Annotated in this window: 27 protein-coding genes and 1 pseudogene; 18 read left to right on the forward strand and 10 right to left on the reverse strand. The window is 67.6% G+C overall.

The window, feature by feature from the left end:
• The coding region (locus ASF72_RS21180) for a hypothetical protein (protein ID WP_235504798.1) at positions 1–200 on the forward strand (200 nt) is incomplete at its 5' end.
• On the forward strand, positions 197–1,030 hold the full coding sequence (locus ASF72_RS19370) for a putative hydro-lyase (protein ID WP_050683548.1): 834 nt from the start codon (positions 197–199) through the stop codon (positions 1,028–1,030). The genes ASF72_RS21180 and ASF72_RS19370, both read left to right, overlap by 4 nt.
• A 6-nt stretch (positions 1,031–1,036) precedes the next feature.
• Here ASF72_RS19370 and ASF72_RS19375 read toward each other — a convergent pair whose 3' ends face one another.
• Genes ASF72_RS19375 through ASF72_RS19385 form a run of 3 tightly spaced genes read right to left on the reverse strand, consistent with a single transcriptional unit; the run spans position 1,037 to position 2,746 of the window.
• Positions 1,037–1,435 (reverse strand): hypothetical protein, encoded by a 399-nt coding sequence (locus ASF72_RS19375; RefSeq protein WP_050683549.1) that lies wholly within the window; start codon positions 1,433–1,435, stop codon positions 1,037–1,039.
• A complete protein-coding gene (locus ASF72_RS19380) occupies positions 1,425–2,027 on the reverse strand; it encodes an Asp23/Gls24 family envelope stress response protein (RefSeq protein WP_082484589.1) in 603 nt (200 codons plus the stop codon). Before ASF72_RS19380 ends, ASF72_RS19375 begins: the two co-directional genes overlap by 11 nt.
• On the reverse strand, positions 2,018–2,746 hold the full coding sequence (locus ASF72_RS19385) for an RNA polymerase sigma factor (protein ID WP_056601641.1): 729 nt from the start codon (positions 2,744–2,746) through the stop codon (positions 2,018–2,020). Before ASF72_RS19385 ends, ASF72_RS19380 begins: the two co-directional genes overlap by 10 nt.
• A 265-nt stretch (positions 2,747–3,011) precedes the next feature.
• Between ASF72_RS19385 and ASF72_RS19390 the strand changes: the two genes are divergently transcribed.
• From ASF72_RS19390 to ASF72_RS20215, 6 genes are all read left to right on the forward strand, one after another.
• The gene (locus tag ASF72_RS19390) at positions 3,012–3,527 is read left to right on the forward strand and encodes an Asp23/Gls24 family envelope stress response protein (RefSeq protein WP_056601644.1); all 516 of its coding nucleotides are present in this window, start codon (positions 3,012–3,014) and stop codon (positions 3,525–3,527) included.
• 151 nt (positions 3,528–3,678) lie between these two features.
• Complete coding sequence (locus ASF72_RS19395) at positions 3,679–3,861, forward strand: hypothetical protein (protein ID WP_050683553.1); 183 nt, start codon at positions 3,679–3,681, stop codon at positions 3,859–3,861.
• Positions 3,858–4,259, forward strand: a complete 402-nt coding sequence (locus ASF72_RS19400; RefSeq protein WP_082484591.1) for an Asp23/Gls24 family envelope stress response protein — start codon at positions 3,858–3,860, stop codon at positions 4,257–4,259. The genes ASF72_RS19395 and ASF72_RS19400 overlap by 4 nt, the downstream gene beginning before the upstream one ends.
• The gene (locus tag ASF72_RS19405) at positions 4,256–4,816 is read left to right on the forward strand and encodes a DUF6286 domain-containing protein (RefSeq protein ID WP_056601649.1); all 561 of its coding nucleotides are present in this window, start codon (positions 4,256–4,258) and stop codon (positions 4,814–4,816) included. The genes ASF72_RS19400 and ASF72_RS19405 overlap by 4 nt, the downstream gene beginning before the upstream one ends.
• 121 nt (positions 4,817–4,937) lie before the next feature.
• Entirely contained in the window at positions 4,938–5,558 is a 621-nt protein-coding gene (locus tag ASF72_RS19410; RefSeq protein ID WP_056601652.1) for a hypothetical protein, read from the forward strand.
• A 270-nt stretch (positions 5,559–5,828) separates the two neighbouring features.
• Positions 5,829–6,002: a CsbD family protein gene (locus ASF72_RS20215; RefSeq protein ID WP_082178094.1), complete on the forward strand. Its 174-nt coding sequence runs from the start codon at positions 5,829–5,831 to the stop codon at positions 6,000–6,002.
• A gap of 73 nt (positions 6,003–6,075) precedes the next feature.
• On the opposite strand, the gene ASF72_RS19415 is transcribed toward ASF72_RS20215, so the two are convergent.
• From ASF72_RS19415 to ASF72_RS19440, 6 genes are all read right to left on the reverse strand, one after another.
• Positions 6,076–6,774: a GntR family transcriptional regulator gene (locus tag ASF72_RS19415; RefSeq protein WP_056601655.1), complete on the reverse strand. Its 699-nt coding sequence runs from the start codon at positions 6,772–6,774 to the stop codon at positions 6,076–6,078.
• A 49-nt stretch (positions 6,775–6,823) separates the two neighbouring features.
• Positions 6,824–8,554: an acetyl/propionyl/methylcrotonyl-CoA carboxylase subunit alpha gene (locus ASF72_RS19420; RefSeq protein WP_056601658.1), complete on the reverse strand. Its 1,731-nt coding sequence runs from the start codon at positions 8,552–8,554 to the stop codon at positions 6,824–6,826.
• Entirely contained in the window at positions 8,551–10,245 is a 1,695-nt protein-coding gene (locus ASF72_RS19425) for a carboxyltransferase domain-containing protein (protein WP_056601661.1), read from the reverse strand. The genes ASF72_RS19420 and ASF72_RS19425 overlap by 4 nt, the downstream gene beginning before the upstream one ends.
• Entirely contained in the window at positions 10,242–11,000 is a 759-nt protein-coding gene (locus ASF72_RS19430; RefSeq protein WP_056601664.1) for a LamB/YcsF family protein, read from the reverse strand. Before ASF72_RS19430 ends, ASF72_RS19425 begins: the two co-directional genes overlap by 4 nt.
• Positions 11,001–11,090: 90 nt before the next feature.
• On the reverse strand, positions 11,091–12,320 hold the full coding sequence (locus ASF72_RS19435) for a beta-ketoacyl-[acyl-carrier-protein] synthase family protein (RefSeq protein ID WP_056601667.1): 1,230 nt from the start codon (positions 12,318–12,320) through the stop codon (positions 11,091–11,093).
• A 10-nt stretch (positions 12,321–12,330) separates the two neighbouring features.
• Positions 12,331–13,944, reverse strand: coding sequence for a peptide chain release factor 3 (locus tag ASF72_RS19440; protein WP_056601670.1), 1,614 nt, complete (start codon positions 13,942–13,944; stop codon positions 12,331–12,333).
• Positions 13,945–14,208: 264 nt separating this feature from the next.
• Between ASF72_RS19440 and ASF72_RS19445 the strand changes: the two genes are divergently transcribed.
• The 8 genes from ASF72_RS19445 to disA all read left to right on the forward strand — a co-directional run bounded on the left by ASF72_RS19445 (position 14,209) and on the right by disA (position 23,247).
• The gene (locus ASF72_RS19445; protein WP_056601673.1) at positions 14,209–14,424 is read left to right on the forward strand and encodes a hypothetical protein; all 216 of its coding nucleotides are present in this window, start codon (positions 14,209–14,211) and stop codon (positions 14,422–14,424) included.
• 183 nt (positions 14,425–14,607) lie between these two features.
• A complete protein-coding gene (locus ASF72_RS19450; protein WP_235504799.1) occupies positions 14,608–15,651 on the forward strand; it encodes a LacI family DNA-binding transcriptional regulator in 1,044 nt (347 codons plus the stop codon).
• Positions 15,648–16,640 (forward strand): ABC transporter permease, encoded by a 993-nt coding sequence (locus ASF72_RS19455; protein WP_050683565.1) that lies wholly within the window; start codon positions 15,648–15,650, stop codon positions 16,638–16,640. The genes ASF72_RS19450 and ASF72_RS19455 overlap by 4 nt, the downstream gene beginning before the upstream one ends.
• A gap of 7 nt (positions 16,641–16,647) precedes the next feature.
• Positions 16,648–17,613, forward strand: a complete 966-nt coding sequence (locus ASF72_RS19460) for a carbohydrate ABC transporter permease (protein ID WP_082484592.1) — start codon at positions 16,648–16,650, stop codon at positions 17,611–17,613.
• A 101-nt stretch (positions 17,614–17,714) separates the two neighbouring features.
• A complete protein-coding gene (locus ASF72_RS19465) occupies positions 17,715–19,325 on the forward strand; it encodes an ABC transporter substrate-binding protein (protein ID WP_056601676.1) in 1,611 nt (536 codons plus the stop codon).
• Between the two features lie 52 nt (positions 19,326–19,377).
• The gene (locus ASF72_RS19470; RefSeq protein WP_056601679.1) at positions 19,378–20,874 is read left to right on the forward strand and encodes a glycoside hydrolase family 32 protein; all 1,497 of its coding nucleotides are present in this window, start codon (positions 19,378–19,380) and stop codon (positions 20,872–20,874) included.
• Entirely contained in the window at positions 20,859–21,818 is a 960-nt protein-coding gene (locus ASF72_RS19475) for a carbohydrate kinase family protein (protein WP_235504800.1), read from the forward strand. Before ASF72_RS19470 ends, ASF72_RS19475 begins: the two co-directional genes overlap by 16 nt.
• Before the next feature lie 352 nt (positions 21,819–22,170).
• Positions 22,171–23,247 (forward strand): DNA integrity scanning diadenylate cyclase DisA, encoded by a 1,077-nt coding sequence (gene disA / locus ASF72_RS19480; RefSeq protein ID WP_050683571.1) that lies wholly within the window; start codon positions 22,171–22,173, stop codon positions 23,245–23,247.
• Between the two features lie 39 nt (positions 23,248–23,286).
• Here the strand turns inward: disA and ASF72_RS19485 are convergent, their stop codons facing one another.
• A complete protein-coding gene (locus ASF72_RS19485; RefSeq protein ID WP_056601683.1) occupies positions 23,287–23,955 on the reverse strand; it encodes a hypothetical protein in 669 nt (222 codons plus the stop codon).
• A 282-nt stretch (positions 23,956–24,237) separates the two neighbouring features.
• Here ASF72_RS19485 and ASF72_RS19490 point away from each other — a divergent pair, with 282 nt between their 5' ends.
• Together ASF72_RS19490 and ASF72_RS21185 are read left to right on the forward strand one after the other, a co-directional pair.
• Entirely contained in the window at positions 24,238–25,056 is an 819-nt protein-coding gene (locus ASF72_RS19490; protein WP_327019601.1) for an A/G-specific adenine glycosylase, read from the forward strand.
• 55 nt (positions 25,057–25,111) lie between these two features.
• Positions 25,112–25,295 (forward strand): annotated as a pseudogene (locus tag ASF72_RS21185) (DUF3592 domain-containing protein); the annotation flags it as partial.

Consider the following 25,295-nt stretch of genomic DNA (forward strand, 5'->3'; position numbering starts at 1 on the left):
ACTGGCGGAAAAGGCCGCCGTGGACGCCTAAGCAGGACGGGAGGGCGGCGACGGCGGGTACCCTGCCGCCGTCGTTCTCTCTGCCGACGCGTCACGGCGTTCAAATATTGTTCAACAATCTATTGCGTGCTTTGCAGACAGTCACTAAGCTGGAATGGCACCGTGACCCGGATCACCGCCAGCTGGATGGAACACCATGAACCGCACGCAGCCCGCCGCAACCGCCTCCCTGGCCAGCGCCGTCCCCCAGCATCCCGCCGGCCTGGCCCCTGCCGCAGCCCGCGCCCTGTTCAGGGCCGGCCTGGTGGCACCCACGGCCGGCTGGAGCGCCGGCTATGCGCAGGCCAACCTGATTATCGTGCCCAAGGCCCAGGCCTTCGACGTGCTGCTGTTTGCGCAGCGGAACCCGAAGCCCTGCCCCATCCTGGGGGTGCTGGACGCCGGTGAAACCAGCGGCGCGCTGCTTGCCGGCGGAGACATCCGCACCGACGTTGCCCGGTATGTGGTGTACCAAAACGGCATCAAGACAGCCGAGCCCACCCATCTCCTCGATTACTGGCGCGAGGACCTGGTGACTTTCATTGTGGGCTGCAGCTTCACGTTTGAAGCCGCCCTGCAGGAAGGTGGCATCCGCGTGGCCCACATCGATCAGGGGGTCAACGTGCCAATGTACCGGACGTCCCTCCGGTGCGAGCCTGCCGGCGGGATGTCCGGGCCCATGGTGGTGTCGATGCGGCCCATCCCCGCTTCCCAGGTGGCCGACGCCGTGAGGATCACCTCCCGGTATCCGGCAGTCCACGGCGCCCCGGTGCACGTGGGCAACCCCGCGGAACTGGGAATTACCGACCTCTCCCGGCCCCACTTCGGCGATCCGGTGGAGATCCCCGAGGGCCATATCCCGGTCTTCTGGGCCTGCGGCGTCACCCCACAGGCTGCCGTGATGGAATCAGGGCCACCACTGGCGATCGGCCACGCGCCGGGACATATGCTGATCACCGATGCCCGGGACAGTTCCTACCTGGTGCCCTGACCGGGGTCAGTGTCCGGGGCTGGCTTCGATGGCCAGGATGGTGACGTCCACGCCGCCCACGCGCAGCCCGTTGCGGCGGATCGTGTCTGCGATGATTTCCTGGGCGTGTTCCGCCAGGCCAAGGGCCCGGTGGTCAATTGCGGTGGCGATATCGGCCTGGACGTGGACCAGGCCGTCGTCAACAGTGATGTGCAGCCCGTCCCTCGTGGCCGTTGATGTTTGGCCGCCCGCGGCTTCGGTATCCTGGCGCAACACCTTCGAGGTGATTTTGAACTTCTGCATAACGCTGCGCACCGTAGGTTCGAGCCGGAGCAGCCCGGGTTGGCTGAGGAGGGCCGCGGTCAGCGCATCCGCGAGGACATCGAGGTTGACCACCCGGGCGTCCAGTGGCTGGTCAGAGATCATAAAGGTCCTCCACAATGATATTGATCGAGCCGACGAGCAGTGCTGTCTGGGCTTCCACCACGGCGCCGACGCGTTCGCGTACCTGCGCCAGGGTGTCCGGGATCCGCACTGTCGAAGCCAACGCCACCTGCAGTTCGACGGTAAGTTGGGTTCCCTCGGGGACCGGAACACCGGTGGTCCCTGGTTGCACGGGGGTCCCTGGTTGCATGGGGGCTATGGAGCACCGCCGGGCGCGGACCCCGGGAAGGGTGGACGCGGCGAAACGGATCAGCGCTGTCAACGCCTGCTCGCTGATGTCGATCCTGCCGAGCGGGGTGTCCTTGAGGGCTGTTTTGCGGCCGCGCCGGATTTCCGCACGGGCAACCATCATCACCGCCTCCTTCACCCGGTTACCCGGCTGAAGTGACGGCTCCGTCCGGTCACGCTCGCGCATTGATTCAGTGACACTGGCCAGGTGGTAAAGGGCGTTGCGTGCGCTCTGGCAGTCCGGGCAGGAGAGCTCATGGCTGGTGGGTGGTTCGTCGATGGTGGCCCAGAACTCATCAAGGTCACGTCCGCATCCCAGCCGGGGACGGTCACTGTTCATCGCCATGGTTCCATCCCCTCTGCAAGGAAGCGTTTGGCCCGTGCAATCCGGCCCCTGACGGTACTCTCCGGGAGCTGCACTATTGCCGCAATCTCCCGGTATGAGAATTCATGGACTTCCTTGAGCAGCCAGCAAGCCCTGGGCCCGGGCGGCACCGTTTGCAGCAAATCCGACAGCGCCCGCATCTGCGCCTGGTTCTCGTACTCCTTCGCCGGATCGGTGCCGGCTCCTCGTCCGATACTAGCGTGGGCGCCCGCAGTGGTGTCTTGTCCCGCGTCGCCCCGGTCCCCGGCCACGCCGGCCTGGCCGGTTCCCGCGGGTGGGCGGCCCTTCCGGCGGCGGAGCAGGTCCAGGCATTTATTGGTGGCCGTCCGGTACAGCCAGGGAACGAACGCCTGCGGGACTGTGAGGTTGGGCAGGGCCCGCCACGCGCTGATGAACGTCTCCTGGACCAGGTCCTCCGCTTCGGTCCTGTCATCAAGCATCCGCAGGCACAACCGGAACAGGCCACCCTGATAGGCGTTCAGAAGCCATTCAAAGGCTTCAACGTCCCCGTCCTGCGCCCTCGAAACGACCGTCAGGGCATCAAGTTCGTCCAGCGGCGTCCACACCCCGTCGTCCCAGGCGTTCGCCGGGTCCCGGGGTTCTGCACCGGAGGGGGCGGGCACTTCCGGCGGCACGGGATGCAGGTCAGCCTGCAGGTCCGGCTCCGTTGTCTCGTCCATGTGTTCTCTTTCTCGACCGCTTGCCTCTAAACGATCCCCCGTGGCCGGCGTTCCTGATCAGCAGGCAGCAGGCCACCACCAGCATAAGGTAAGCAGCCTGCCTAACCGGCCGGGCCGGTTCAACGGGCATCGGAGGGGATTCCGGGGCTCCCCTTTCCGGGACCGGAAAAGAATTTGAGAAATTTACCGAACAGGCCGTGAGGATTGCCCGCCGGTTGCGTCTTTATCTGTGTACGCAAAAAACTTTGAAGGAGACCGGATTCCCATGGCAGACGAACAGAACTCCCGCCGCGCAGCAGTTGTCCCCGCTACGGGCGAAGAGCAGGAACGCCGCGCAGAGCAGCACTCCAAGGAAACCGAGAAGGCCAGGAACGTCGGCCCGCTGCAGACCGACAAGGGCAACACCACCATCGCCGAAACGGTTGTCCAGAAGATCGCCGGTATCGCCACCCGCGAAGTCCCGGGCGTCTACGCCATGGGCAGCGCCGGCCGCCGGGCGTTCAGCAGCCTCACCGAACGCATTCCCGGTTCGCAGACCAACGTCAGCGGCGGTGTCAGCGTGGAAAAGGGTGAGCGTCAGGCCGCGATCGACCTGACGATCGTGGTGGAGCACGACGCCTCCATCGTCGAAGTCAGCCAGATGATCCGGAAGAACGTCATCGCATCAGTGGAAGACGCCACCGGCCTCGAGGTCATTGAGGTGAACATCAACGTCACCGACGTCCACCTCCCCGAGGACGACCAGGACAAGGACGATTCAAACCACAAGGATCTCCAGTAGCAGTCCCGGACCCAGCTGATCCGGCAGGCCCCCCGAGCCGGCCGGATCTCCACAAGCGGGGAAGGCGCCGCCCCCGCGTCTTCCCCGCCGCCCCGCCACTCCTCCTGCAAGCCAGTCAGGTGCAGGAGCCCCGCAGCAGAAAAGGCATTCCATGAACACCACAGCCCTTGGCCTGATGACAGGCCTGGCCCTCGGATTCGCAGCAGCTTTCGGCGGGTTCTCCGCGTTCCTCCTGGTTGCCGTCTTCGGCGCCCTTGGACTGGCCGCAGCCCGCATCATTGAGGGCAAGCTGGACCTCAGCGCATTGACCGGCCGAGCCAGCTCCCGCAGATGAGCGCGGCAACTAACAGCCATCCGGGCGGATTGGCGGAACCCGCAGTACGGGGATCGCTCACCATCTCGGAGAAGGCCATCGAAAAAATTGCCGGCCAGGTAGCGGCGGGGGTTCCCGGCATTAACGGCACGGCCGGCGGTTTCCTTGGGATCGGCTCGCACCGGGATGACGATGCCCGGCCCAAGGTCAAGGTCCGGCTCAGCGGGAAAGTCGCTGCGCTGCACATCAGCGCCGGGGTGCGCTACCCCGCACCGCTGCGGGCAACGGCTGACCGGCTCCGCAGCGAGGTCAGGGAGAAAGTCAGCGCCGCCTGCGGCATTGATGTCCGGCAAGTGGATATCGACTTCGAATCACTGACCTCCACTTCCGGCGCTTCCGGGCGAAGGGAACTCCTATGAGCACGCAACCCGTATCCCAGTCGCTGCAGCGGCGGTCCAGCCGCACGGTCCCTGCCGCCGCCACCTCCCTTGTCCTGCTGGTCCTCGCGGGGCTGGCAATCTGGGGCGCCGTTGCCTACCTGGCAGGCGGGGCCTGGCCTGGCTTCATCGTGGCGTCCGGCGATGCCGTCCGTGGGCTGACCTGGAACAACCCAGGCGTGTGGGCAGTATCGGTCGTGGCACTGCTGGCAGGGGTGTTCCTGCTCTTTGCTGCGGTGCTTCCGGGCCGGCGCACGGGAGCAGCCATCACCGGCTCTTCCTCCACCGGCCTGACAGAGACGGTCATCAGCCGCCGGGGCCTTGCCAGGCTCGCGGCAGCACATGCTGACCAAACCGACGGCGTCGAGTCCAGTTCGGCAACGGCCAGCGGTAAATCGGTCTCCGTCGTGGTATCCACCAGCCTGAATGAACCCGGATCGTTGTCCCGTGACATCAAGGAGTCCCTGGAGGAGAAGTTCCGCACCGTGGGCCTGACGCCGACTCCACGGGTCAGCGTCCGGGTCAGGAGCAGTGGATGAACCCTCCACTTTCCCAGGCATTAGCGCCTGGCCCGGTCAGGACCACGAACCACTCGATGCCAGCCAAGGTCGGCAGGCGGAGCAGAACAGAGGCCCCGTTGCAGAAAGAAAAGGACACACCATGAGGGAAACAGCAGGCAGGCTCAACCGGGCATGGCTGGCGGTCATCGCGGTAGTGCTGCTCCTCGCCGGCGGTGCCGGTGTCCTGCTCGCCAGTGGGCTGGGTAAGGACCTGGCCGCCGCCGCGAACCTTGCACTGGTCCCTGCCGCACCGGAAAACCCGGTCTTCGCCGGCCCCCCGCTCGACGCTGTGTCGAATCCCGTTGGTGCAGCCTTGATCCTGGCCGGCGCAGCACTCATCGCCCTGCTGGCGCTCTCCTGGCTCGGCGCCCAGATCCCCCGCCGCCACCAGGCTTCCACCCTGCGGCTGCACTCCGACCATGGCCGGGACGGGTATACCAGGTGTGAACCCCGGGTTGTGGCCGACGCGGTCGCCCACGAAGTTGAGGCGTTGCCGGGCGTCACCTCGGCATCAGCACTGATCCGTGGCAGCGCGAACCAGCCCGAGCTGAACCTGGACGTCAAAGTCGAGGACCGGGCAGACATCCAGGACGTCATCTCCCGGATCAACGGCGAGGTAACAGCAAACCTCGAGACGGCCCTTGAGGTTCCGCTCCGCAAAGTGGCAGTACTTTTCAACATCAGCACCCAGCGGGGCAACGACAAAGCCGCGGTTCTGTAGCCGCACACCTGCCTGTCAACACCCCGCCCAACGTCATAGGAAGGAACCTGGTATGAGGAACAAGATCATTACCGTCGTCGTCACCGCCGTGGCCGGGTGGCTCCGTGGCCGCCTGTCGGCAAGGAAAAACACCAGACCGCCCGGACGGCCCTGACCGGGACAGCACGGTCCCACAAAATTTCTGGACAACGTATGACGATTGTCCAGGATCCTCCCAGCAATGGGTGGCCAAATGAAAAAGTAAACGCAGCAACAGGAAGGAATGCAGACATGGGTATCGGAGACAAGATCCAGAACGCAGCCGAGAGCGCTGTAGGCAAGGTCAAGGAAGCTGCCGGCAAGGCAACGGACAATGACAAGCTTGAAGCCGAGGGCAAGGCCGATCAGGCCGGTGCTTCGGCGAAGAAGGCCGGCGAGAACGTCAAGGACGTTTTCAAAAACTGATTTCCAGCACCAGCCTGCCAGCATGTGTGCGGTGGCCCCGGAAGGGCCGCCGCACACATCTTTTAATCCGGGTTCACCTGCCGGATGACGGTGCAACCCCAAGGTGCACCAGCAGTTCCTGTTCGGAATCGTCCAGATACCGCCGGAGCCCGGCCGCCGCCTCGTCCCGCTGCCCCGCGCGAAGCTGCGCCACCAGGGCCACATTTCTGTCCACGTAGTGGCTGTGGAAGTCCGGCGTGGGGCCCATGGCGTGGAAGACCAGCCGCATCTCGGCCAGGACCTTCTCCATCAGATCGCTGAGGGATGCACTGCCGGAAAGCGCCACCAGCGCCTTGTGCAGGTCCTGGTTGGCGTCCGCCATCCCCTGCACCGAAGCCGTAACCCTGGCGGCTTGCGCCTTGTCCATAATGGCTTCGAGGCCGGCCAGGGCGGCTTCGTCAATATCGCCCCACAGCACGGCGGCGGGCTCGATCAGGCGGCGGACCCGGTAAATCTCGCGCACATCATCCGCCCCCGGGGCCGCAACGTAGACGCCCCGGTTCGGGATCCGCTGCACCACGGACTCGCCGGCCAGCACCGTAAACGCCTCACGGAGGGTGTTGCGGGAAACCCCGAGGGCCTCCGAGAGCTTCTGTTCGGACAATTTTGACCCGGGCGGCAACTGCCCGGCCGAAATCCGGGCGCGGAGCACGCCGGCAACCCACGCCCCGGTATGGGCGTGCGCTGCGTGGCCGCCGTCGGCGATCCCCTGGAGTGCTTCGTTCATGGGCATCCGTCCAATCTACTCAACGTTCCGGGACCGCCAGGCCGTCGAAGGCCGGCTACGAGATCCGGCCCAGAAGATCACCGCGTCCGACGGCGGCACCCGCCTCCTGCGCGCCTCGCGTCCAGGTGCCGCTCCGGTGGGCCGTTACCGCGGTTTCCATCTTCATGGCCTCCAGCACGGCGACGGCCTGGCCGGCTTCAACCTGGCCATCTTCGGCCACCCATTTCACCAGTGACCCGGACATCGGCGAGGCCAGGCCGGCGTCGTCCTGCTCCGCAGCGTCCGCCGCTGCCTGGCCGCCCGCGTCGCCGCCGGTGAGGAGCGCCGCGTAAAACTGCTCCGGCAGGCCCAACTGCACGGCTTTGCCGTCAATCTCCACGGTCAGGGTCCGCCGTGCCGCGCCGGGGTTGGTGCGGGCGATCTCGGGGGACGCCGCCAGCTCTCCGGCGAAGTCGTTTTCGATCCAGGTGGTGTGGATGCCCAGTCCCTCCTCAGCCGTGAACGCGGGATGGCGCACCACTGCCCGGTGGAATGGCAGGACGGTGGGCAGGCCCTCGATCCGCATCTCGGCCAGCGCAGCCGCTGCCCGCCGGAGCGCCTGCGGCCGGTCTTCACCGTGGACAATGAGCTTGGCCAGCAGCGAGTCGTATTCGCCGGGCACCACCGACCCGGAGCGGACGCCGGTGTCCACGCGGATCCCGGCGCCGGTGGGCGGTTCGAAGGCCACCACAGTGCCGGGCCCGGGCAGGAACCCCCGGGCGGGATCTTCCGCATTGAGCCGGAACTCGATGGCGTGGCCCTTCGGTTCGGGGTCCGCCGCAAGGTCAAGGGCGCCGCCGGCGGCAATGCGGAACTGCTGGCGGACCAGGTCCACGCCGGAGGTTTCCTCGGTGACCGGGTGCTCCACCTGGAGCCTGGTGTTGACCTCCAGGAAGGAGATGATCCCGTCCGTGCCCACCAGGTATTCCACGGTTCCGGCGCCGTGGTACTCCGCCTCGCGGCATATGGCCTTGGCCGATTCGTGGATCTGCGCGCGCTGCCCTGCTGTTAGGAACGGCGCGGGGGCTTCCTCCACCAGTTTCTGGTTCCGGCGCTGCAGTGAGCAGTCCCGGGTCCCCACCACCACCACGTTCCCGTGGGTATCGGCCAGGACCTGGGCTTCCACATGCCGCGGCCGGTCCAGGAACCGCTCCACAAAGCACTCGCCGCGGCCAAAAGCCACGGTGGATTCGCGGACAGCCGATTCGAACGCATCCGCCACGTCCTCCATCCGGCGCGCCACCTTCAGGCCGCGGCCGCCGCCGCCGAAAGCTGCTTTGATGGCCACCGGAAGTCCGTGTGCCCGGGCGAACGCGAGCACGTCCTCGGCGTTTTCCACCGGGCCGTCGCTGCCGGGCACCAGCGGCGCCCCGGCCCGAACGGCGATGGCACGTGCGGTGACTTTGTTGCCCAGGGAGCGGATGGAATCCGGTGACGGGCCGATCCAGGTGAGGCCGGCCCCGATCACAGCTTCCGCGAATTCTGCGTTCTCGGACAGGAAGCCGTAGCCGGGGTGCACGGCGTCGGCACCGGAGCGGCCGGCGGCCGCCAGGATCTTGCCGATCTCCAGGTACGTTTCGGCGCCTGTGCTGCCGCCGAGTGCGTACGCCTCGTCCGCCAGCCGCACGTGCAGGGCGTCAGCATCCGGGTCGGAGTAGACGGCCACGGACTGCAGCCCCTCGTCGGCGCAGGCACGGGCGATCCGCACGGCGATCTCGCCGCGGTTGGCAATCAGGACTTTTTTCATGGCTGGGTTCCTTCTGAAGCGGTCTGGTCCGGTTCACCATGGTGGGGAGGTTCCTGGTTTGCCGGTGCGAGGGTGGTGGGGTCCACAACGGTGAACCGGACAGGGCGGCCGGGCTGCAGCTGCGCCGCCAACGGCAGGTCGCCGGGCACAACCACGGCAATCACCGGGTAGCCGCCGGTCACCGGATGGTCGGCCAGGAAAAGGACGGGGTGGCCGTTGGGCGGGACCTGCAACGCGCCGGGTACCGTTCCTTCACTGGGGAGCTCACCCTCGCGGGTCCGGACCAGCGCGGCGCCGGGAGCTCCCGGCGTGGCTGCTTCACCAGCCGGCCAGGCCCCGCCGGAAGGTCCGGGCGTGAGCCGGACCCCGATCCGGTTGGATTGTTCACTGACCAGCCAGTCCTGCCCGGCCAGGGCCGTGAAGGCGGCCGGACCGAACCAGTCATCGCGGGGGCCGAGGGTGACGCGCAGCTCCGTGGGGCCGTCCGCGACGGGCAGCAGGGTGCTTTCCGCCGGGCCCACGGGATGGACGCCGGTCACCGGAGCGATGGGCAGGAACATGCCGGCAGCAAGCGGCGGCGGTCCGATGCCGGACATCGAGTCGCTGGACCGGCTGCCCAGCACGGGCTCCACCGCCAGCCCGCCACGGACGCCCAAGTAGCTCCGCACACCGGTTCCGGGGGCGCCGAGGCTCAGCGTCTCGCCGTCGAGCAGGGCAAAAGGTGTGTGCAGGGCCGGCGTCCGCAGCAACTGGTTGTCGGCGTCGCGGACTTCCAGGCGGACGGCAGCGCCGGCAACGGCCAGGACCTGGTCGCCCCGGGCCTGGACAGCAAGTCCGCCCAGGAGGTTTTCGACGACGGCGGAACCCGGTTCGTTGCCCACCAGCCGGTTGGCCTGGCGGGCCGAGCGCGGGTCAGCGGCGCCGGACACGGAAACGCCGAGGTCGCCGAATCCCGGCCGGCCCAGGTCCTGGACCAGCGACTGCAGCCCCGGAGCCTGCACCAGGAGCCCGCTGCCTGCCTGGTCCGGCGCGGACCCAGGGCCCGGGGCCACGGCCGAACGCACTGCCACCCTCTCGCGGACGGCAACGTAGCGGACGGTATCCCCCGGCCGCACCAGCGCCGGCGATTTCCGGCCCAGGTCCCACATCACGGCGGACGTGTGGCCCAGCAGCTGCCATCCGCCGGGCGACTGCCTCGGGTAGACGGCCGAGAAGGCCCCGCCCAGCGCCACGGAGCCGGCCGGCACGGCCGTCCTGGGTGAGCTGCGCCGCGCCACCGACAAGGAGTCGTTTTCCCCCACGAGGTAGGTGAAGCCCGGGGCAAAGCCGCCGAAGGCGCCCGTCCACACCTGCCCGGTATGGGCGGCCACCACACCGTCGGCACCCAGGCCGGTCAGGCGGCCCACCTCGGCGAGGTCCTCGCCGTCGTACACCACCTCGATGGTGACCTCATTGCCCGCGTGGTGGCCGCGGGCCGCCAGGTCCAGGTGCGGCAGCAACCCGCGGGCAGCCCCGGCGTGGAAGCGGGAGCCGAACTTGACCAGCACCGTGGCTGCTCCGGCGACGGCGTCGAGCTGCCCGGGGAGCGGCTCGGCCTGCAGCCGGTCGTGGAGGGCAAGGACGCCGGCCAGCCCGGTGAGCTCCACCAGGACCGCGTTGGGGCCGGACCAGCGGACGCCGGTGATGCTCACGCGAAGCTCCGCACGGTGACGCCGGCGGCGGCAAGGCCTGACCGGACCGCGCCGGCCATGGCCACCGCGCCGGGGGTATCGCCGTGCACGCAGATGCTGTCCGCCTGCACTTTCACGACGGACCCGTCACGGGCCACGATGGTGCCCTCCGTGGCCAGCCGGACCATGTTGGCGGTGATGGCGGCGTGGTCGTGGAGCACCGCCCCTTCCTCGCGGCGCGACACCAGGGTGCCGTCCGGATTGTAGGCGCGGTCGGCGAAGGCCTCGGACAGGGCCGTCATGCCGCGGGCTTCGGCTTTCTTCTGCGCCACGGCGCCAGGTAGGAGCAACAGCGGCAGCTCCGGGTTGAAGGCGTGGACGGCGTCCACCACTGCCTGCGCGTGGATCTCGTGGTGCACAATCGCGTTGTACAGGGCGCCGTGCGGCTTGACGTAGCTGACCTCGGTGCCGGCGGCGCGGGCCAGCGCCTGCAGCGCGCCGAGCTGGTACAGGACATCGTCCGCTAGTTCCACGGCGGAGCAGTCCAGGAAGCGGCGGCCGAAGCCGGCCAGGTCCCGGTAGCCCACGTGGGCGCCGACGGTCACGCCCGCCGCCACGGCGTCGCGGCAGGTTTGGGCGATGGTGACCGGGTCCCCGGCGTGGAAGCCACAGGCCACGTTGGCGCTGGTGACGTGCCGGAAGACGGCGGCGTCGTCCCCCATGGTCCAGTTGCCGAAGGATTCCCCGACGTCACTGTTCAGATCGATGTGCGGCATGTGACCCTCGTCTCAGGTTGGACTCTTCAACCATCATGCCTTACGCCGCAAGATTGTTCAACAATCTTTCGGCGCCAGTTTGCCGGCCCGTCAGCCGGCGGTGATCACCAGCGCCACACTGTGCCCGCCGAAGCCGAAGGCGTTGACCAGGCCCGCTCGCGGGGCGTCCGCGGTAAGGTTGCGGACCTGTCCGGTCACCACGTCGAGGTCAACTTCCGGATCCAGCGCCTCCATGTTCAGGGTGGCCGGCAGCTGCGAGGTGCGCAGGGCTTCGAGGACCACAACTGCGGCCAGCGCGCCGGCGCCGCCCAGCAGGTGGCCGGTGTGTCCCTTGGTGGAGGTCACCGGAACATTGGGCCCGAAGATGGCGTTGATGGCCTGCCCCTCGAGCTTGTCCCCCACGGGAGTGGAGGTAGCGTGGGCGTGCACAAACCCGATGCCGGCCGCTTCCAGGCCCGCCGATTCGAGCGCTTTCTGCATGACGCGGCGCTGCATCGCCGGATCGGCGGCAACGATGTCGTTGGCATCGGACGTCACGGCCCCGCCGGCCACCGCGCCCAGTATGGCGGCGCCGCGGGCACGGGCGTGGGCTTCGCTTTCCAGCACCACCACACCTGCGCCCTCCGCGAGGACAAAACCGTCCCGGCCGCCGTCGAACGGGCGTGAGGCCAGCTGCGGATCGCCGGGGCGGGTGGACAAGGCGCGGATCTGCGAAAAGCCGGTGATCACCAGGTCGTTGACTGAGGCGTCAACACCGCCGGCAATCACGACGTCGGCAGCTCCTGAGCGGATCATTTCGGCACCCTGGACAATCGCCTCAGCCCCGGAGGCGCAGGCGCTGACCGGAGTCCGCGCGCCGCCGCGGGCCCCGAGGTCGATCGATACCCAGGCCGCCGGGCCGTTGACCATCAGCCGGGTCAGGGTGTGCGGGGAGACTTTGCGCGGGCCGGAGGCGGCCAGTGTCCGGTCCTGCTCCAGGGTGGAGCCCAGCCCGCCGTACGCAGAGCCGATCACCACCGCGAAGCGCTCGGGGTCAACGTCCGGGGCGCCGGCCTGGGCCCACGCTTCCCGGGCAGCGATCAGCGCGAGCTGGCCGCAGCGGTCCATGCGCTTGATCTCGCGGGTGCTCAGGTGCCCGGAGAGGTCCGACGGCGCGCGGCCCGCGATTTTTACAGGCAGCTGCTCCGCCCAGGGTTCGTCCAGTTCCGCGATTCCGGACTTCCCGGCCAGGAGGCCGGCCCAGGTCCCTGCCACCGAGGACCCCAGCGGGTTGATGGTTCCGGCGCCGGTCACCAGGGCACGTGGCTGGACTGCAGTCATGTTTTGGGCCCTACTTTGCGGGGTTGTGCGTGCCGATGGGCACCAGGGTCAGGTCGGGGTGGTTCTTCTCGATCCGGCGCAGGGCCCACACGTCGTTGAAGAGCGCGAGGTATTCGCCGTCGGACCGCAGCAGCACCTCGGCGCCGGTGACGTTGGCCAGGGCAGGCATGGCATCCACCGTCGAAATTCTTGCCAACGAGTACGGCAGGCGCTCCAGGCGCATGGGCGCGCTGAAGTCGTGGGCCATCCGGTCCTCCACCACCTCGAACTGCATGGGGCCTACGGCGGCCAGCACGGGGGCCTGGTCGCCGCGGACGTCAGAGCGGAGCACCTGGATGACGCCCTCGTGCTCGAGCTGCTCGATGCCGCGCCGGAACTGCTTGAACTTGCTGGGGTCCTTGGACCGTGCCACCTGGAAGTGTTCGGGGGCGAACAGCGGGATGGCCGGATATTCCACGGGGTCGGCCAGGAAAAGGCTGTCACCCACGCGGAGGGAGGACGCGTTGACCAGGCCCACCACGTCTCCCGGGAAGGCCTCGTCGATGACTTCGCGTTCCCGGCCGAAAACCTGCTGGGCGTACTTTGTGGCGAACGATTTCCCGGTGCGGGTCTGGGTGACCACCATGCCTCGCTCGAACACACCGGAGCAGACGCGGATGAAGGCGACGTGGTCCCGGTGGGCCTTGTTCATGCCGGCCTGGACCTTGAAGACGAAGCCGGAGAAGGGGGATTCCACCGGGCGGGCGTTGCCCTCCACGTCAGGCCGGGGTGCGGCCGGCGGCGCGAAGTCCACCAGTGCATCCAGCAGTTCCTTGACCCCGAAGTTCAGAGCTGCGGAGCTGAAGAGGATGGGGGTGGCGGTGCCGGCGTGGAAGCTTTCCACATCGAATTCGAGGTTTGACTCGATCACCAGGCCGGCCTCGTCCACGGCGTCGGTCCAATCCTTGCCCTGGCTTTCGGCGGCCTGGTCCGGGGTGAAGTATTCGGTGAGGGCGATCTGGGCGCCGGAGTTATTGCGCTGGAACCGGGCGAAGCGGTCGTTGCGCAGGTCCCAGACGCCGCGGAAGTCACCGGAGATGCCCACGGCCCAGGTCAGGGGCATGGGCTGGAGGCCCGTGCGTTCGGTGATTTCGTCCATCAGGGCCAGGGCGTCGAGGCCGGGGCGGTCCCATTTGTTGATGACGGTGATGATGGGGAGGTTGCGGGCCTTGCAGACCTCGAAGAGCTTCATGGTCTGTGTTTCCAGGCCCTTGGCGGCGTCCACCAGCATAACTGCGCAGTCGACGGCGGCCAGCACGCGGTAAGTGTCCTCGGAGAAGTCGGCGTGGCCGGGGGTGTCCAGGAGGTTGATCACGGTGTCGCGGTAGGAGAACTGCAGGGCGGCGGAGCTGATGGAAATGCCCCTGTCCTTTTCCATCTGCATCCAGTCGGAGACGGTTTCCTTGCGGTTGGCCTTGCCGCTGGACGCGCCGGCGGTGCCGATTACCTTGGCGTGCAGCGCCAGGGCCTCGGTCAGGGTGGACTTGCCCGCGTCAGGGTGGGAAATGACAGCAAAGGTCCTGCGGCGGCCCGCCTCTTTGTGGATCCCGGAGATCCGGGCGGGGGTCAGGACTTCTTGGGACACGGTGCTACCTTCGCTGCGGTGGGGTCTGCCCGGGGCTCTGGCGGAACCTGTGGGGCGGCGGAAAAGCCAAGTTCCAGTTTATCGCAGGGCCGCAAACGGCGGCCCGCCCGCTTAACGCCACCGAAACCGGACGTTCAAAACAACGAAATGCAGGCCCGCTAGCGTGGCCGGATGATCACCGCAGCGAACCGGCGCCCCAGCAGGACACCACCCGGGGGCCGCTCCCCTGCCGGCATGCTGCCTTCCTGGACGGGGGCCTGAGCGGTGCACGGCGTTCCGGTTTCCTACAACCCCTTCTTCGATCCGTTCGAAGCGGCCGCCCCGCGCCAGCAGGGCCCAGCCGCCGGCGGATCGCCACCGCCGGCCAACCAGCGCCGGGGCCAGCAAAGCGCGGCGGAGCACCGGGCCCTGCGCGCGGCCTCGCTGCTGCGGGTCAGCTCGGACCTGGCGCGGATGGTCCGCGAGCGCCGCAGCCCCTGACCCTCCCCAACTAACTAGCAGTTGTTGTCGTTTTGGGGGCTCATAACGACAACAACTGCCAGCTAGTTGGGAGTCGGAGACGGGGGACTGTTGACGCACCACTATGGCGCAGGTTACAGTTTTTCCTGTTCGCAGTTATACGAATAACTGTTACGTATCACCCAAGGCCCAAGGAGGTGCCAGATGGCAAGGTCCCGACCCCATTCCGGACCCACCATGCATGACGTCGCGGCAGCCGCCGGCGTCTCCCAGGCCACCGTATCGCTGGTCCTCAACCAGGCATCCGGCGGCAGGTTCTCCGAGGAAACCCGCGTCCGGGTCCAGGACGCGGTGCAGGAGCTCGGCTACCGCACCAACGCCCACGCCAAAACCCTGCGCGACGGCGTCTCCGGCATCATCGGCTTCCTCGGCGACGCCGTGGCCACCACCCCCTTCGCCGGCAAGATCATCGAAGGCGCCCAGGAAAGGGCCTGGGAGGACGGGCTCCTCCTGCTGACCATGAACACCGGCGGCAACAAGGCCCTGGAAACGGCGTCGCTGGACTCCATGCTTTCCTACAAGGTGGCGGGAGTCGTTTATGCCGGCATGTACCACCGCCGCCTGGACGTCCCCGAAGCCCTCTCGGGCGTCCCCTCGGTTGTCCTGAACTCGCAGGACCGCCAGCGGCGGCTCCCCAGCGTTGCGCCGGACGAGGAGCTGGGCGGCTACACGGCCACCCGCCGCCTGCTCGACGCCGGGCACCGGCGCGTGGCGATGATCAACATCGAAACGCTGGAAAGCGAACTGCCGGCCGCCGTCGGACGCTTCAACGGCTACGTCCGCGCCCTCGCCGAGGCCGGGCTTCCGGCCAATCCGGACCTGGTCCGGTTTGGCGGCGGCAACGAACTCGACGGTTTCACCCACACCATGGACCTGATGCGCGGCGGCCACCCGCCCACCGCCATCTTCTGCGCCAACGACCGCACCGCATGGGGGGCCTACCAGGCCGCCTCGGAGCTGCGCATCTCGATCCCCGACGATGTCTCCATCGTCGGCTTCGACAACCAGGAAACTCTCGCCCCGCACCTGCGGCCGGGACTGACCACCCTCGAACTGCCCTTCATCGAAATGGGGCGCCGCGCTGTGGACCTCATCCTGCAGGGCGCCGAACCCGACGGGACCGTCGAATACATGGCCTGCCCGCTGGTGGAACGCAATTCAGTAACACATCCAAAGGAGTTGCCATGAGCCGCATCGCGGCCGGGACAACGCCGGCACCGCCGCCGGCCGCCCCCAACAGGTCCACCCAACGGGCCACACACCGCAAGCCGCTGCCGTTGCGCCTGAAAAGGGCGGCCAGGGCGTGGCAGTTATACGTATTACTACTGCCGTCACTCATCTACATTGCCGTCTTCAAATACTGGCCGATGTACGGCGTGCAGATCGCCTTCCGCAACTACAACCCCGTGGACGGCTTCACCGACAGCCCCTGGGTGGGCCTGGCGCACTTCGTCCGGTTCGTAAACTCGTACCAGTTCGGCCAGGTGGTGGGAAACACCCTCTGGATCGCTGTCCTGGGCCTGGTGGTGGCGTTCCCCATCCCCATCATCCTGGCCCTGCTGGTCAACCAGCTGCAGAGCGAACGGTTCAAGAAGTTCACGCAGACGGTGCTGTATTCGCCGGCCTTCATCTCCACAGTGGTGGTGGTTGGCATCATGTTTGTGCTGCTCTCCCCCCGGTCCGGCCTGGTGAACAACGCCATCCAGTTGGCCGGCGGCGAGCCCGTGTTTTTTATGGGCTCGGCGGAGTGGTTCCGGCCCATCTACGTCATCTCGGATGTCTGGCAGAACGCCGGCTTCGCCATGATCGTCTACCTGGCGGCGCTGTCCGGCATCGACCCGGCCCTGCATGACGCCGCCAAAGTGGACGGCGCCTCCAAGCTCCAAAGGATCCGCCACATCGACCTGCCGGGCATCATGCCCGTCATCACGGTGCTGTTCATCCTGGCCATCGGCAACCTGCTCAACGTCGGCTTCGAGAAGGCACTGCTGATGCAGACCAACCTGAACCTGCCCACGTCGGAAATCATCCAGACGTACGTCTACCACGCCGGGCTGCAGCAGGCGCAGTTCAGCTACTCGGCCGCGATTGGCCTGTTCAACTCAGTCCTCAACCTGGTGCTGCTGCTCGTCTTCAACACGATTGCGCGCCGGGCCAACCAAGCAACCCTCTGGTGATGCCGCTATGTCCCTGAACACCAAGCCCGTGCCCGCACCGGCCACCCCCGCCCGCCAGGTTCCGGCCCCGAAGCGGACCTTCTCCTTCCGCGACCGGTGGGCGGACTCCGCCTTCAACATCGCCGCGGTCACCATCCTCACGGCGTCCATCATCGCCGTCGTCTATCCCCTCTACTTCATTGTGATCGCCTCCATCAGCGATCCCAACGCCGTCTACGAAGGCAAAGTCTGGTTGTTCCCCTCCGGCGTCACGCTGGAGGGTTACCAGCGGATCTTCGCGGACAGCCGGATCTGGAATGGCCTGGGAAACACGGTGGTTTACACCGTCCTGGGCACCGCCATCAGCGTCACCACCATCCTGTTCGGCGCCTACGCCCTGTCCCGCAAGGACATGCCCGGCCGGAAAATCCTGATGCTGCTCTTTGTCATCACCATGTTTTTCGACGGCGGCCTCATCACCAAGTACCTGGTGGTCCGCGACCTGGGCATGCTGGACACGGTCTGGGCGGTGGTCCTGCCCGGCGCGGTAGGCGTGTGGAACCTCATCATCGCCAGGTCCTTCTTCGAACACACCATCCCCGGCGAACTCCGCGAAGCCGCCCAAATGGACGGCGCCAACGACTTCACGTTCTTCTTCAGGATGGTGCTCCCGCTCTCCAAGCCGCTGATCATGCTGATGGTCATGGTCCATGTGGTGGCGCACTGGAACTCGTTCTTCGACGCCCTCATCTTCCTTAACGACGACACCAAGTACCCGCTGCAGCTGGTGCTGCGGAACATCCTCATCCAGTCCGACGTCTCCTCCGCCGGCACCACCGGCGGGGACATCGAGTCCTACGCGGCAGCCCAGCGGATCGGCGAACTTACCAAATACGCCATGATCGTGGTCTCCAGCCTCCCGCTGATGATCGCGCTGCCGTTTATGCAGAAGCACTTCACCAAGGGCACCATGATCGGCGCCGTCAAGAGCTGACGCTCCCTTCCGTATCGTCCGACGGCGGCACTCCCCTCGCGCCGCCGCCCCACCTTCCGCACCTCCCGCACCAAGTCCCGCACCAAGAAAAGGATCGACCCATGGCCACCAGCCGCCGCAAACTCGCCGTCCTTGGCACCCTCATGGCAGGAACAATGCTGTTCACCGCCTGCTCGGGCTCCAAAGGCACCGCCGAGATCCAGGACGCCTCCGCCGAATTCGGCTTCCAGGAGACCGGCTTCCCGATCGTCAAGGACAAGCTGACCCTCACGTTCTCCGGCACCAAATCCGCCCTGGCCCCTGACTACGGCAGCATGTCGCTGGTGCAGCAGTGGGAAAAGGACACCAACGTGCACATCGACTGGGAAAACCTCCCCGAAGCGGTGTTCAAGGAAAAGAAGAACCTCATCCTGGCCAGCGGCGACCTGCCGGACGCATTTTTCAACAGCGGCCTCACCGACGCGGAAATCACCACCTACGCCGCCAGCGGCACCCTGGTCCCGCTGGAGGGCCTGATCGACAAAAACGCCCCGAACCTGGCGAAAATCCTGGCGGACCGGCCGGACATCAAGGCTGCCATCACCTCCTCCGACGGGCACATCTACTCCCTGCCCTCCGTTGAGGAGCTGGGCCTGGTCCAGTTCCCCAACGAAATGGCCATCAATACCGCCTGGTTGGACAAGCTCGGCATCCCGATGCCTAAAACTGTTGACGAACTCCACAACGCCCTGCTGGCGTTCAAGGCCAAGGACGCCTCCGGGACGGGCCGGACCATCCCGCTGAGCTTTATGCCCGGCTCGTGGTGCGGGGACATCGTGGACCTCATCGCCGCCCTGGGCGGGGTCCCCGACAACATGGACCACCGGATCGTCCAGGACGGCAAAGTCATCTACACCGCCACGCAGGACGGCTACAAAAAAGCCATCGGCACCCTGCACCAGTGGTACCAGGAAGGCCTGATCGATCCGGAGTCCTTCTCCCAGGACGACAAGGCGTACCTGGCCAAGGGCAAGGCCAGCACGGCAAACCTCGGCTCGTTCGTCTGGTGGGAAATCAAGGAAATGGTGGGCGCTGACCGGGCGGCGGACTACGCGCTGCTGCCCGTCCTCGAAGGCGTGGACGGCAAGCGGCTGGCCAGCCAGTCCAACAACCAGGAGATCGCCCGCGGCGCCTTCGCCGTGACCCGGACCAACAAGTACCCGGCAGCCACCATGCGCTGGGCCGACAACCTCTACGACCCCCTCCAGTCAGCACAGGCCAACTGGGGCCCCATCGGCGAAACCCTGCAAAAAGACGCCGCCACCGGCCTGCTGACCCAGATCCCCGCTCCGGCAGGGACCAGCGAAGGCGAGCGCCGCCAGAAGGTGGCCCCCGGCGGCCCTAAGGCCAACACCGCCGAAAACTTCGAGAAAGTGGTGGCCCCCGAGCCCCGCGCCGCGGAACGGCAAAAGACCATCCAGGAAAAATACAAACCGTTTGCAGCCAATGACGGCTACCCGCCGGTGGCCCTGTCAAACGAGGAAATCCAGCAGATCGGCACCATCGAAACCGACGTCTCCGCCCTGGTCAAGCAGACCACTGCCAAGTGGATTGTCTCCGGCGGCATCGACAGCGAATGGGACGGCTACGTCTCCCAACTGGAGAACGTCGGCGTGGACCGGATGATCGACATCTACCAGCAGGCCTACGACCGGTTCCAGCAAAACTCCTGACCCAAAACACAGCACGCCAGCCCGTACCTGCAGCACGAAACGAGACGCATCCATGAACCCCGCCACGCCCACCCTTGAGGCCTACCGGCCGGCACGCCACTTCGCCGCCCGGGACACCTGGCTCAACGACCCCAACGGCCTGGTGTTCCTCGACGGCACGTACCACCTGTACTTCCAGAACAACCCGTACGGGAACGTCCACGGCAACCTGTCGTGGGGCCACGCCACCTCCACGGACCTGGTGGACTGGGTGGAACAGCCGGTGGCCATCCGCTGCGATGAAACCGAAGAGATCTTCTCCGGCAGCATCGTGGTGGACCAGGAGAACACCTCGGGGCTCGGGGCGGCCGGGACGGCGCCGCTGGTGGCCCTCTACACCAGCGCCTACCGGCCGGCCTCCGAGCACCAGGGCACGCAGGCGCAGTCGGTCGCCTGGAGCGCGGACGGCGGCTACACGTGGACCAAGTACGCCGGGAACCCCGTCCTGACCCGGAACTCGCCGGAGTTCCGGGACCCCAAGGTGTTCCGGTACGAGGGCCCCGCCGGCAGCTACTGGGTCATGGCCGCCGTCGAGGCTCTGGATTTCGCGGTGCTGCTGTACCGGTCGGACAACCTGCTGGACTGGACGTACTTGAGCACCTTCGGGCCCGCCAACGGCACCGGCGGGGTGTGGGAGTGCCCTGACCTCTTCGAGCTGCCGGTGGACGGCAACCCGGAGCGCACCAAGTGGGTGCTCACCGTGAACATGAACCCCGGCGGCCCCAACGGCGGTTCGGCCGGACAGTACTTCGTGGGCCACTTCGACGGCACACGGTTCAGCTCCGAAACCACCGTCACCGAAGGCCTGCAGGACGACTCCCGGCTGGCCGATTACCACTGGCTGGACTGGGGCCGGGACTACTACGCCGCGGTGTCCTTCAGCAACGTCCCGGCCGGCCGGCGGCTGATGATCGGCTGGATGAACAACTGGCAGTACGCCAACCGGATCCCCACCGCGCCGTGGCGGAGCCCCATGAGCCTGGTCCGCGACGTGTGGCTCACCGAAATTGCGGGGCAGCCCCGGCTGGTCCAGGCCATCGCGCCGGAGGTCACCGCAGGAGCGGTGGCCGCCGCCCGCACGGAGGTCGCCGTCGCCGGCAGCGTGGCGGTCGACGGCGGCACCCCGGTCCAGTTGCTCCACGTCACCTTCACGCCGGAATCGGCTGACGTGTTCGGCATTGTGGTCCGCGGCACCGCCGACGGCACTGCGGGGACCCGGATCAGCATCCGGCCCGGTGCCGGCAGCCTGGTCCTGGACCGGACGCTGTCCGGCGACACCGGCTTCGACCCATCGTTTGCCTCTGCCAGCACGGCGCCCATCCTGCCGGGCCCGGACGGAACCTACTCGTTCCGGATCTTTGTTGACCACTGCTCCGTGGAGGTTTTTGGCCAGGACGGCCTGGTCAGCATGACCGAACTGATCTTCCCGGACCCGGCCCACAGCACCATCAGCCTGTTCGCGGACGGCGGCACCGCCGGCGCCTCGCTGCAGCTGTGGGACGTGGCCTGACCGTGGCGGCCCAGGACACCCGTGGTACCGGCCTTGACGTGGTGGTGGTGGGCGAGGCGCTGGTGGACATCGTCACCACCAGCGCCGGCACCACCGAACATCCCGGCGGTTCCCCCGCCAATGTGGCCTACGGCCTGGGCCGGCTGGGTGTGCCCACGGGCTTCCTCACCTGCCTGGGCACGGACCGGCACGGCGCGCTGGTGGCGGAGCACCTGGTCCGGGCAGGGGTGGGGATCCTGTCCGGGTCGCCGAGGACCGGGCCCACCTCCACTGCCGCCGCCACCCTGGCGCCGGACGGATCGGCCCGCTACAGCTTCAGCATCCATTGGGACCTGCCGGCCTGGGATTCCGCCGCGCTAACGGCGCCACCCCGGGTGCTGCACACCGGTTCGATCGCCAGCTTCCTTGCCCCGGGCGCCGAATCGGTCCGCGGCCTCCTGGAGCAGGCGCAGGGCACATCCCTGGTCACCTACGATCCCAACATCCGCCCGGACCTGCTGGGCAGCCACGCGGCAACCCTGGCCGGCTTTGAGGACCTGGTCCAGCTGGCGGATGTCATCAAACTCAGCGACGAGGATGCAGCCTGGCTGTATCCCCGCCGCGATCCGGCGGACGTTGCGGCGGAACTGGTGCGGCGCGGCGCACGCCTGGCAGTGGTGACCCTCGGCGCGGAGGGGGCGCTGCTGGCTACCCAGGTCACCACGCTGCGTGTTCCGGCGGTACCTTCCGTAGTGGCGGACACCATCGGGGCCGGCGATTCCTACATGGCGGCCCTGATTTCCGGCCTGCTGGCGGTAGCGCCGGGCGAACTGGAACCGGCCACCGTGGAAGGGCTGGGCCGGATGGCCGCGGCGGCCGCGGCGATCACCGTGGGCCGGCCCGGCGCCAACCCGCCCACAGCTGCTGAACTGGCGGCCGCCTTGAAGGTGCCCCACCCCGCCTGATCCCATTCCCCCCAACTAGGTCGCAGTTGTTGTCGTTATGAGCCCCCAAAACGACAACAACTGCGACCTAGTTGGGTGGGGCGGGGCTTGGCGGTCCGGCAGGGCACACGGCGCCCCGGGCATGCGGCACGGCCAGGCCAAAAGCGCCCTCCCGAGCACAACGCGGGGAGGCATTCGGACCCCCTGCGCCGCTCCCTTCCCACGGGGCACTTTAAGGCTTGCCTGTGCGGATGGACACAATTCTTACCCCTATCATTGAGCTTGCAGGAAACTATGCACTTTTCATCCTGCCGGCAGAGTGCGGAAGCCGGCATTCCGGCGGGCACAGGTCCGCACCTTTGAAGGGACAACCATGGCGCGGAGCCCTGAAGAATCACTCAAGGCAACGCTGGGCAGGGTGGCGCCCGGGACTCCGCTGCGTGACGGCCTGGAACGGATCCTCCGGGGCCGGACGGGTGCGCTGATCGTCCTGGGCTCGGACCGGACCATCGACTCCATCTGCTCGGGCGGCTTCGACATCGGCATCGACTTCTCCCCCACCCGGCTGCGTGAACTGGCCAAGATGGACGGGGCCATCATCTGCGACAAGGACGCGGGAAACATCCTGCGCGCCGCCGTCCAGCTGGTCCCGGACTCCAGCATCGAAACCCAGGAATCGGGCACCCGGCACCGCACCGCGGAGCGCGTGGCCATCCAGACGGGCGTCCCGGTCATTTCCGTGAGCCAGTCCATGCAGATCATCGCTCTCTACGTCAACGGCCTGCGGCACGTGCTGGAGGGCTCGGAAAAGGTCCTGGCCCGCGCCAACCAGGCCTTGGCCACCCTCGAGCGGTACCGCTCCCGGCTTGACCAGGTCACCAGTTCCCTCTCCGCCCTGGAGATCGAGGCGATGGTGACGGTGCGGGACGTCGCCGTCACCCTGCAGCGCCAGGAAATGGTCCGCCGCATCTCCGAGGAAATAGCCCAGTACGTCCTGGAGCTCGGTGAGGACGGCAGGCTGCTCTCCCTGCAGCTGGATGAACTCACCGTGGGCCGCGGGCCGGGCAGCGATGTGATCATCCGCGACTACGCGGGCCCCGATGCCTCCCCCGAAGACATCGAAAAGGCCGTGAGCGCCCTGGTCAACCTGGGCCCCACCGAATTGATCGACCTCAGCAGGATCGCCGGCATGGTGGGCTTCGCCAGCGGCGTGGACAACCTTGACGCCGTGGTCCAGCCGCGCGGGTACCGGCTCCTGTCCGGCCTGAAGGCGGTTCCCAAAGCCGTGGCGGACCGGCTGGTGGACCACTTCGGCGGGCTCCAGTTCCTGATGGCCGCCACCATCGATGACCTGATGACAGTGGACGGCATCGGCGACCAGCGTGCCCGCACGGTCAGGGAGGGCCTGAGCCGCATGGCCGAGGCCAGCCTGCTGGACCGCTTCCTCTAACCCCGGCCCTGCAAAACTGGACCGCGGCCACAAACCGGCTCAGTTGAGCTGGAAAACAGCCTTGGGGCTGGCTTTGGAGCCGAGCTTCGCGGTGAAGATGTAGTAGGCCCCACCGCCGCCGGGCTTGGCCGAAACCGGCTGGCAGCCTTCAACACTCCTGGCCTGCGACCACGGAAAGTTGGCCGTTTCGCTGGCACCGGGCGCGACGGTTTTGATGAGGTCCTCGCTGGTGGACTGGCAGTCCCGGGACGAGAAGATCCGGTCGGCACCGCTGGTGACCAGGAATTCCATCTGCGAGGTGCCGATGTTGACCTCGCAGGGCATGGTGCCGCCGTTGGTGACCTTCAGGGTCAGCAGCGGTTTGTCGTCCGGCCCGTAGGCGCCCTTGTCCGTGGCTGCGGAGACGGTGACCAGGTTCTGGTTGCAGGACGGGGCCACGGACGGCGTGGGAGTAGGGGTGGCAGCGGCACTGGTTGGCGCGGCGGCCGTTCCGCTGGGAGCGGGGTCCGTGGCTGAGGCCTGCTCGGACCCGCCACCGAAGGCGCCGCCCAGGGCCAGCCCGCCCATCAGCAGGGCCAACGCCAGGAGCAGTGCGCCGCCGGCAAACAGCCTGCGGCGCCGGTACACGGCAGCGCCCGGCCTGCCGGCACCCGTTGCCGCCGAAGCCGCGCTTTTACCGCGCGATGATGTACTGCCTTGCCTGCCCATCCTCCTAGGCTAGAGAACCGGCACTGCTCTGCGGGGCCACCACGCCGCCGGACGGCCAACGGGCTGGTCACATCGCGTTTCAACCCGCCGGAGAACTTCCATTACAGTGTGGGGATCGATACCAAAACCCCCACCACCACAGTTCCCGCGCCGCCTGCCGGCGGCGAAGCCGGGCTCAGTTCCCTGCACGCACGGATCAACGGCTGGTTTGACGAAACCGCCCGCGACCTGCCCTGGCGGGATCCGGCCTGCAGCCCCTGGGGCGTCCTGGTCAGCGAGATCATGCTGCAGCAGACACCCGTGGTCAGGGTGCTGCCCGTTTGGCACGAATGGCTGGAACGCTGGCCCACCCCCGCCGCCCTGGCAGCAGTTCCGGCAGGAGAAGCCGTCCGGGCCTGGGGAAGGCTCGGATATCCGCGCAGGGCATTGCGGCTCCACGCGGCGGCGGCCGCCATTGTGCAGGACCATGGTGGCAGCGTCCCCGCAACCCATTCCGAGCTGCTCCAGTTGCCTGGTGTGGGCAGCTACACGGCCGCCGCGGTGGCGGCCTTCGCATTCGGCCGACGCGAAACTGTGGTGGACACCAACATCCGGCGCGTCCACGCCCGCCTGGTATCCGGAACGGCGCTGCCGGCCCCCGCCCTGACCGCAGCCGAGATGCGCCTGGCCACCGCGCTGCTGCCGGCCGACGACGGCGCCTCCGTCCGCTGGAACGCCGCGGTCATGGAGCTGGGCGCCATGGTGTGCACGGCCCGGGCACCCAAATGCGTTGCCTGCCCGGTCCGGGACTCCTGTGCGTGGCTGGCCGCAGGCGAGCCGCCGCCGTCGTACATCCCCAAAGGCCAGGCGTGGCACGGCACCGACCGGCAGGTCCGCGGCGCCGTGCTTGCCGTCCTGCGCCTCGCGGACGCGCCGGTTCCCCCGGACCTGTTCCAGGCCCCGCCGGCGGACCTGGGGTTCGCGCCGGAAGGAATCGGTGTGCCGCTGGCTGCCCTGCACCGGCTCAATTCAGCGCCTGAACAGTTGGAACGGGCGCTGGCCGGGCTGCTCACGGATGGGCTGGCGGAGCTCGCACACGGCGGCTACCGGCTTCCGGCCTGAGGGGCTGCGGCCGCAAAATGGCATACTTCGGACATAACGCAACCAGGGGGAACGCATGAGAATGATCATCTATGGCGTGTGGGCGCTGTTTATGGTGGCCGCCGTTTTCGCGATTATCCGGACCGTGCGGACCACGCGGCGCCAGTCGGAGCAGATGGCCAGCTGGCCCAAGGCCCGGGCCACCGTGACCGGCAGCGTGGCGGGGTGGACCAACGGCGGGGGCGGCTCCAGCCGCAGCC

The organism is Arthrobacter sp. Leaf141, assembly GCF_001424565.1.
Classification (GTDB): Bacteria; Actinomycetota; Actinomycetes; order Actinomycetales; family Micrococcaceae; genus Arthrobacter.

Coding starts and splice junctions, on each gene's coding strand:
- ASF72_RS19370 (WP_050683548.1), top strand. CDS start 197: ATGAACCGCACGCAGCCCGCCGCAACCGCCTCCCTGGCCAGCGCCGTC.
- ASF72_RS19375 (WP_050683549.1), bottom strand. CDS start 1,435: ATGATCTCTGACCAGCCACTGGACGCCCGGGTGGTCAACCTCGATGTC.
- ASF72_RS19380 (WP_082484589.1), bottom strand. CDS start 2,027: ATGGCGATGAACAGTGACCGTCCCCGGCTGGGATGCGGACGTGACCTT.
- ASF72_RS19385 (WP_056601641.1), bottom strand. CDS start 2,746: ATGGACGAGACAACGGAGCCGGACCTGCAGGCTGACCTGCATCCCGTG.
- ASF72_RS19390 (WP_056601644.1), top strand. CDS start 3,012: ATGGCAGACGAACAGAACTCCCGCCGCGCAGCAGTTGTCCCCGCTACG.
- ASF72_RS19395 (WP_050683553.1), top strand. CDS start 3,679: ATGAACACCACAGCCCTTGGCCTGATGACAGGCCTGGCCCTCGGATTC.
- ASF72_RS19400 (WP_082484591.1), top strand. CDS start 3,858: ATGAGCGCGGCAACTAACAGCCATCCGGGCGGATTGGCGGAACCCGCA.
- ASF72_RS19405 (WP_056601649.1), top strand. CDS start 4,256: ATGAGCACGCAACCCGTATCCCAGTCGCTGCAGCGGCGGTCCAGCCGC.
- ASF72_RS19410 (WP_056601652.1), top strand. CDS start 4,938: ATGAGGGAAACAGCAGGCAGGCTCAACCGGGCATGGCTGGCGGTCATC.
- ASF72_RS20215 (WP_082178094.1), top strand. CDS start 5,829: ATGGGTATCGGAGACAAGATCCAGAACGCAGCCGAGAGCGCTGTAGGC.
- ASF72_RS19415 (WP_056601655.1), bottom strand. CDS start 6,774: ATGCCCATGAACGAAGCACTCCAGGGGATCGCCGACGGCGGCCACGCA.
- ASF72_RS19420 (WP_056601658.1), bottom strand. CDS start 8,554: ATGAAAAAAGTCCTGATTGCCAACCGCGGCGAGATCGCCGTGCGGATC.
- ASF72_RS19430 (WP_056601664.1), bottom strand. CDS start 11,000: ATGCCGCACATCGATCTGAACAGTGACGTCGGGGAATCCTTCGGCAAC.
- ASF72_RS19435 (WP_056601667.1), bottom strand. CDS start 12,320: ATGACTGCAGTCCAGCCACGTGCCCTGGTGACCGGCGCCGGAACCATC.
- ASF72_RS19450 (WP_235504799.1), top strand. CDS start 14,608: ATGGCAAGGTCCCGACCCCATTCCGGACCCACCATGCATGACGTCGCG.
- ASF72_RS19455 (WP_050683565.1), top strand. CDS start 15,648: ATGAGCCGCATCGCGGCCGGGACAACGCCGGCACCGCCGCCGGCCGCC.
- ASF72_RS19460 (WP_082484592.1), top strand. CDS start 16,648: ATGTCCCTGAACACCAAGCCCGTGCCCGCACCGGCCACCCCCGCCCGC.
- ASF72_RS19465 (WP_056601676.1), top strand. CDS start 17,715: ATGGCCACCAGCCGCCGCAAACTCGCCGTCCTTGGCACCCTCATGGCA.
- ASF72_RS19470 (WP_056601679.1), top strand. CDS start 19,378: ATGAACCCCGCCACGCCCACCCTTGAGGCCTACCGGCCGGCACGCCAC.
- disA (WP_050683571.1), top strand. CDS start 22,171: ATGGCGCGGAGCCCTGAAGAATCACTCAAGGCAACGCTGGGCAGGGTG.
- ASF72_RS19485 (WP_056601683.1), bottom strand. CDS start 23,955: ATGGGCAGGCAAGGCAGTACATCATCGCGCGGTAAAAGCGCGGCTTCG.
- ASF72_RS19490 (WP_327019601.1), top strand. CDS start 24,238: ATGCTGCAGCAGACACCCGTGGTCAGGGTGCTGCCCGTTTGGCACGAA.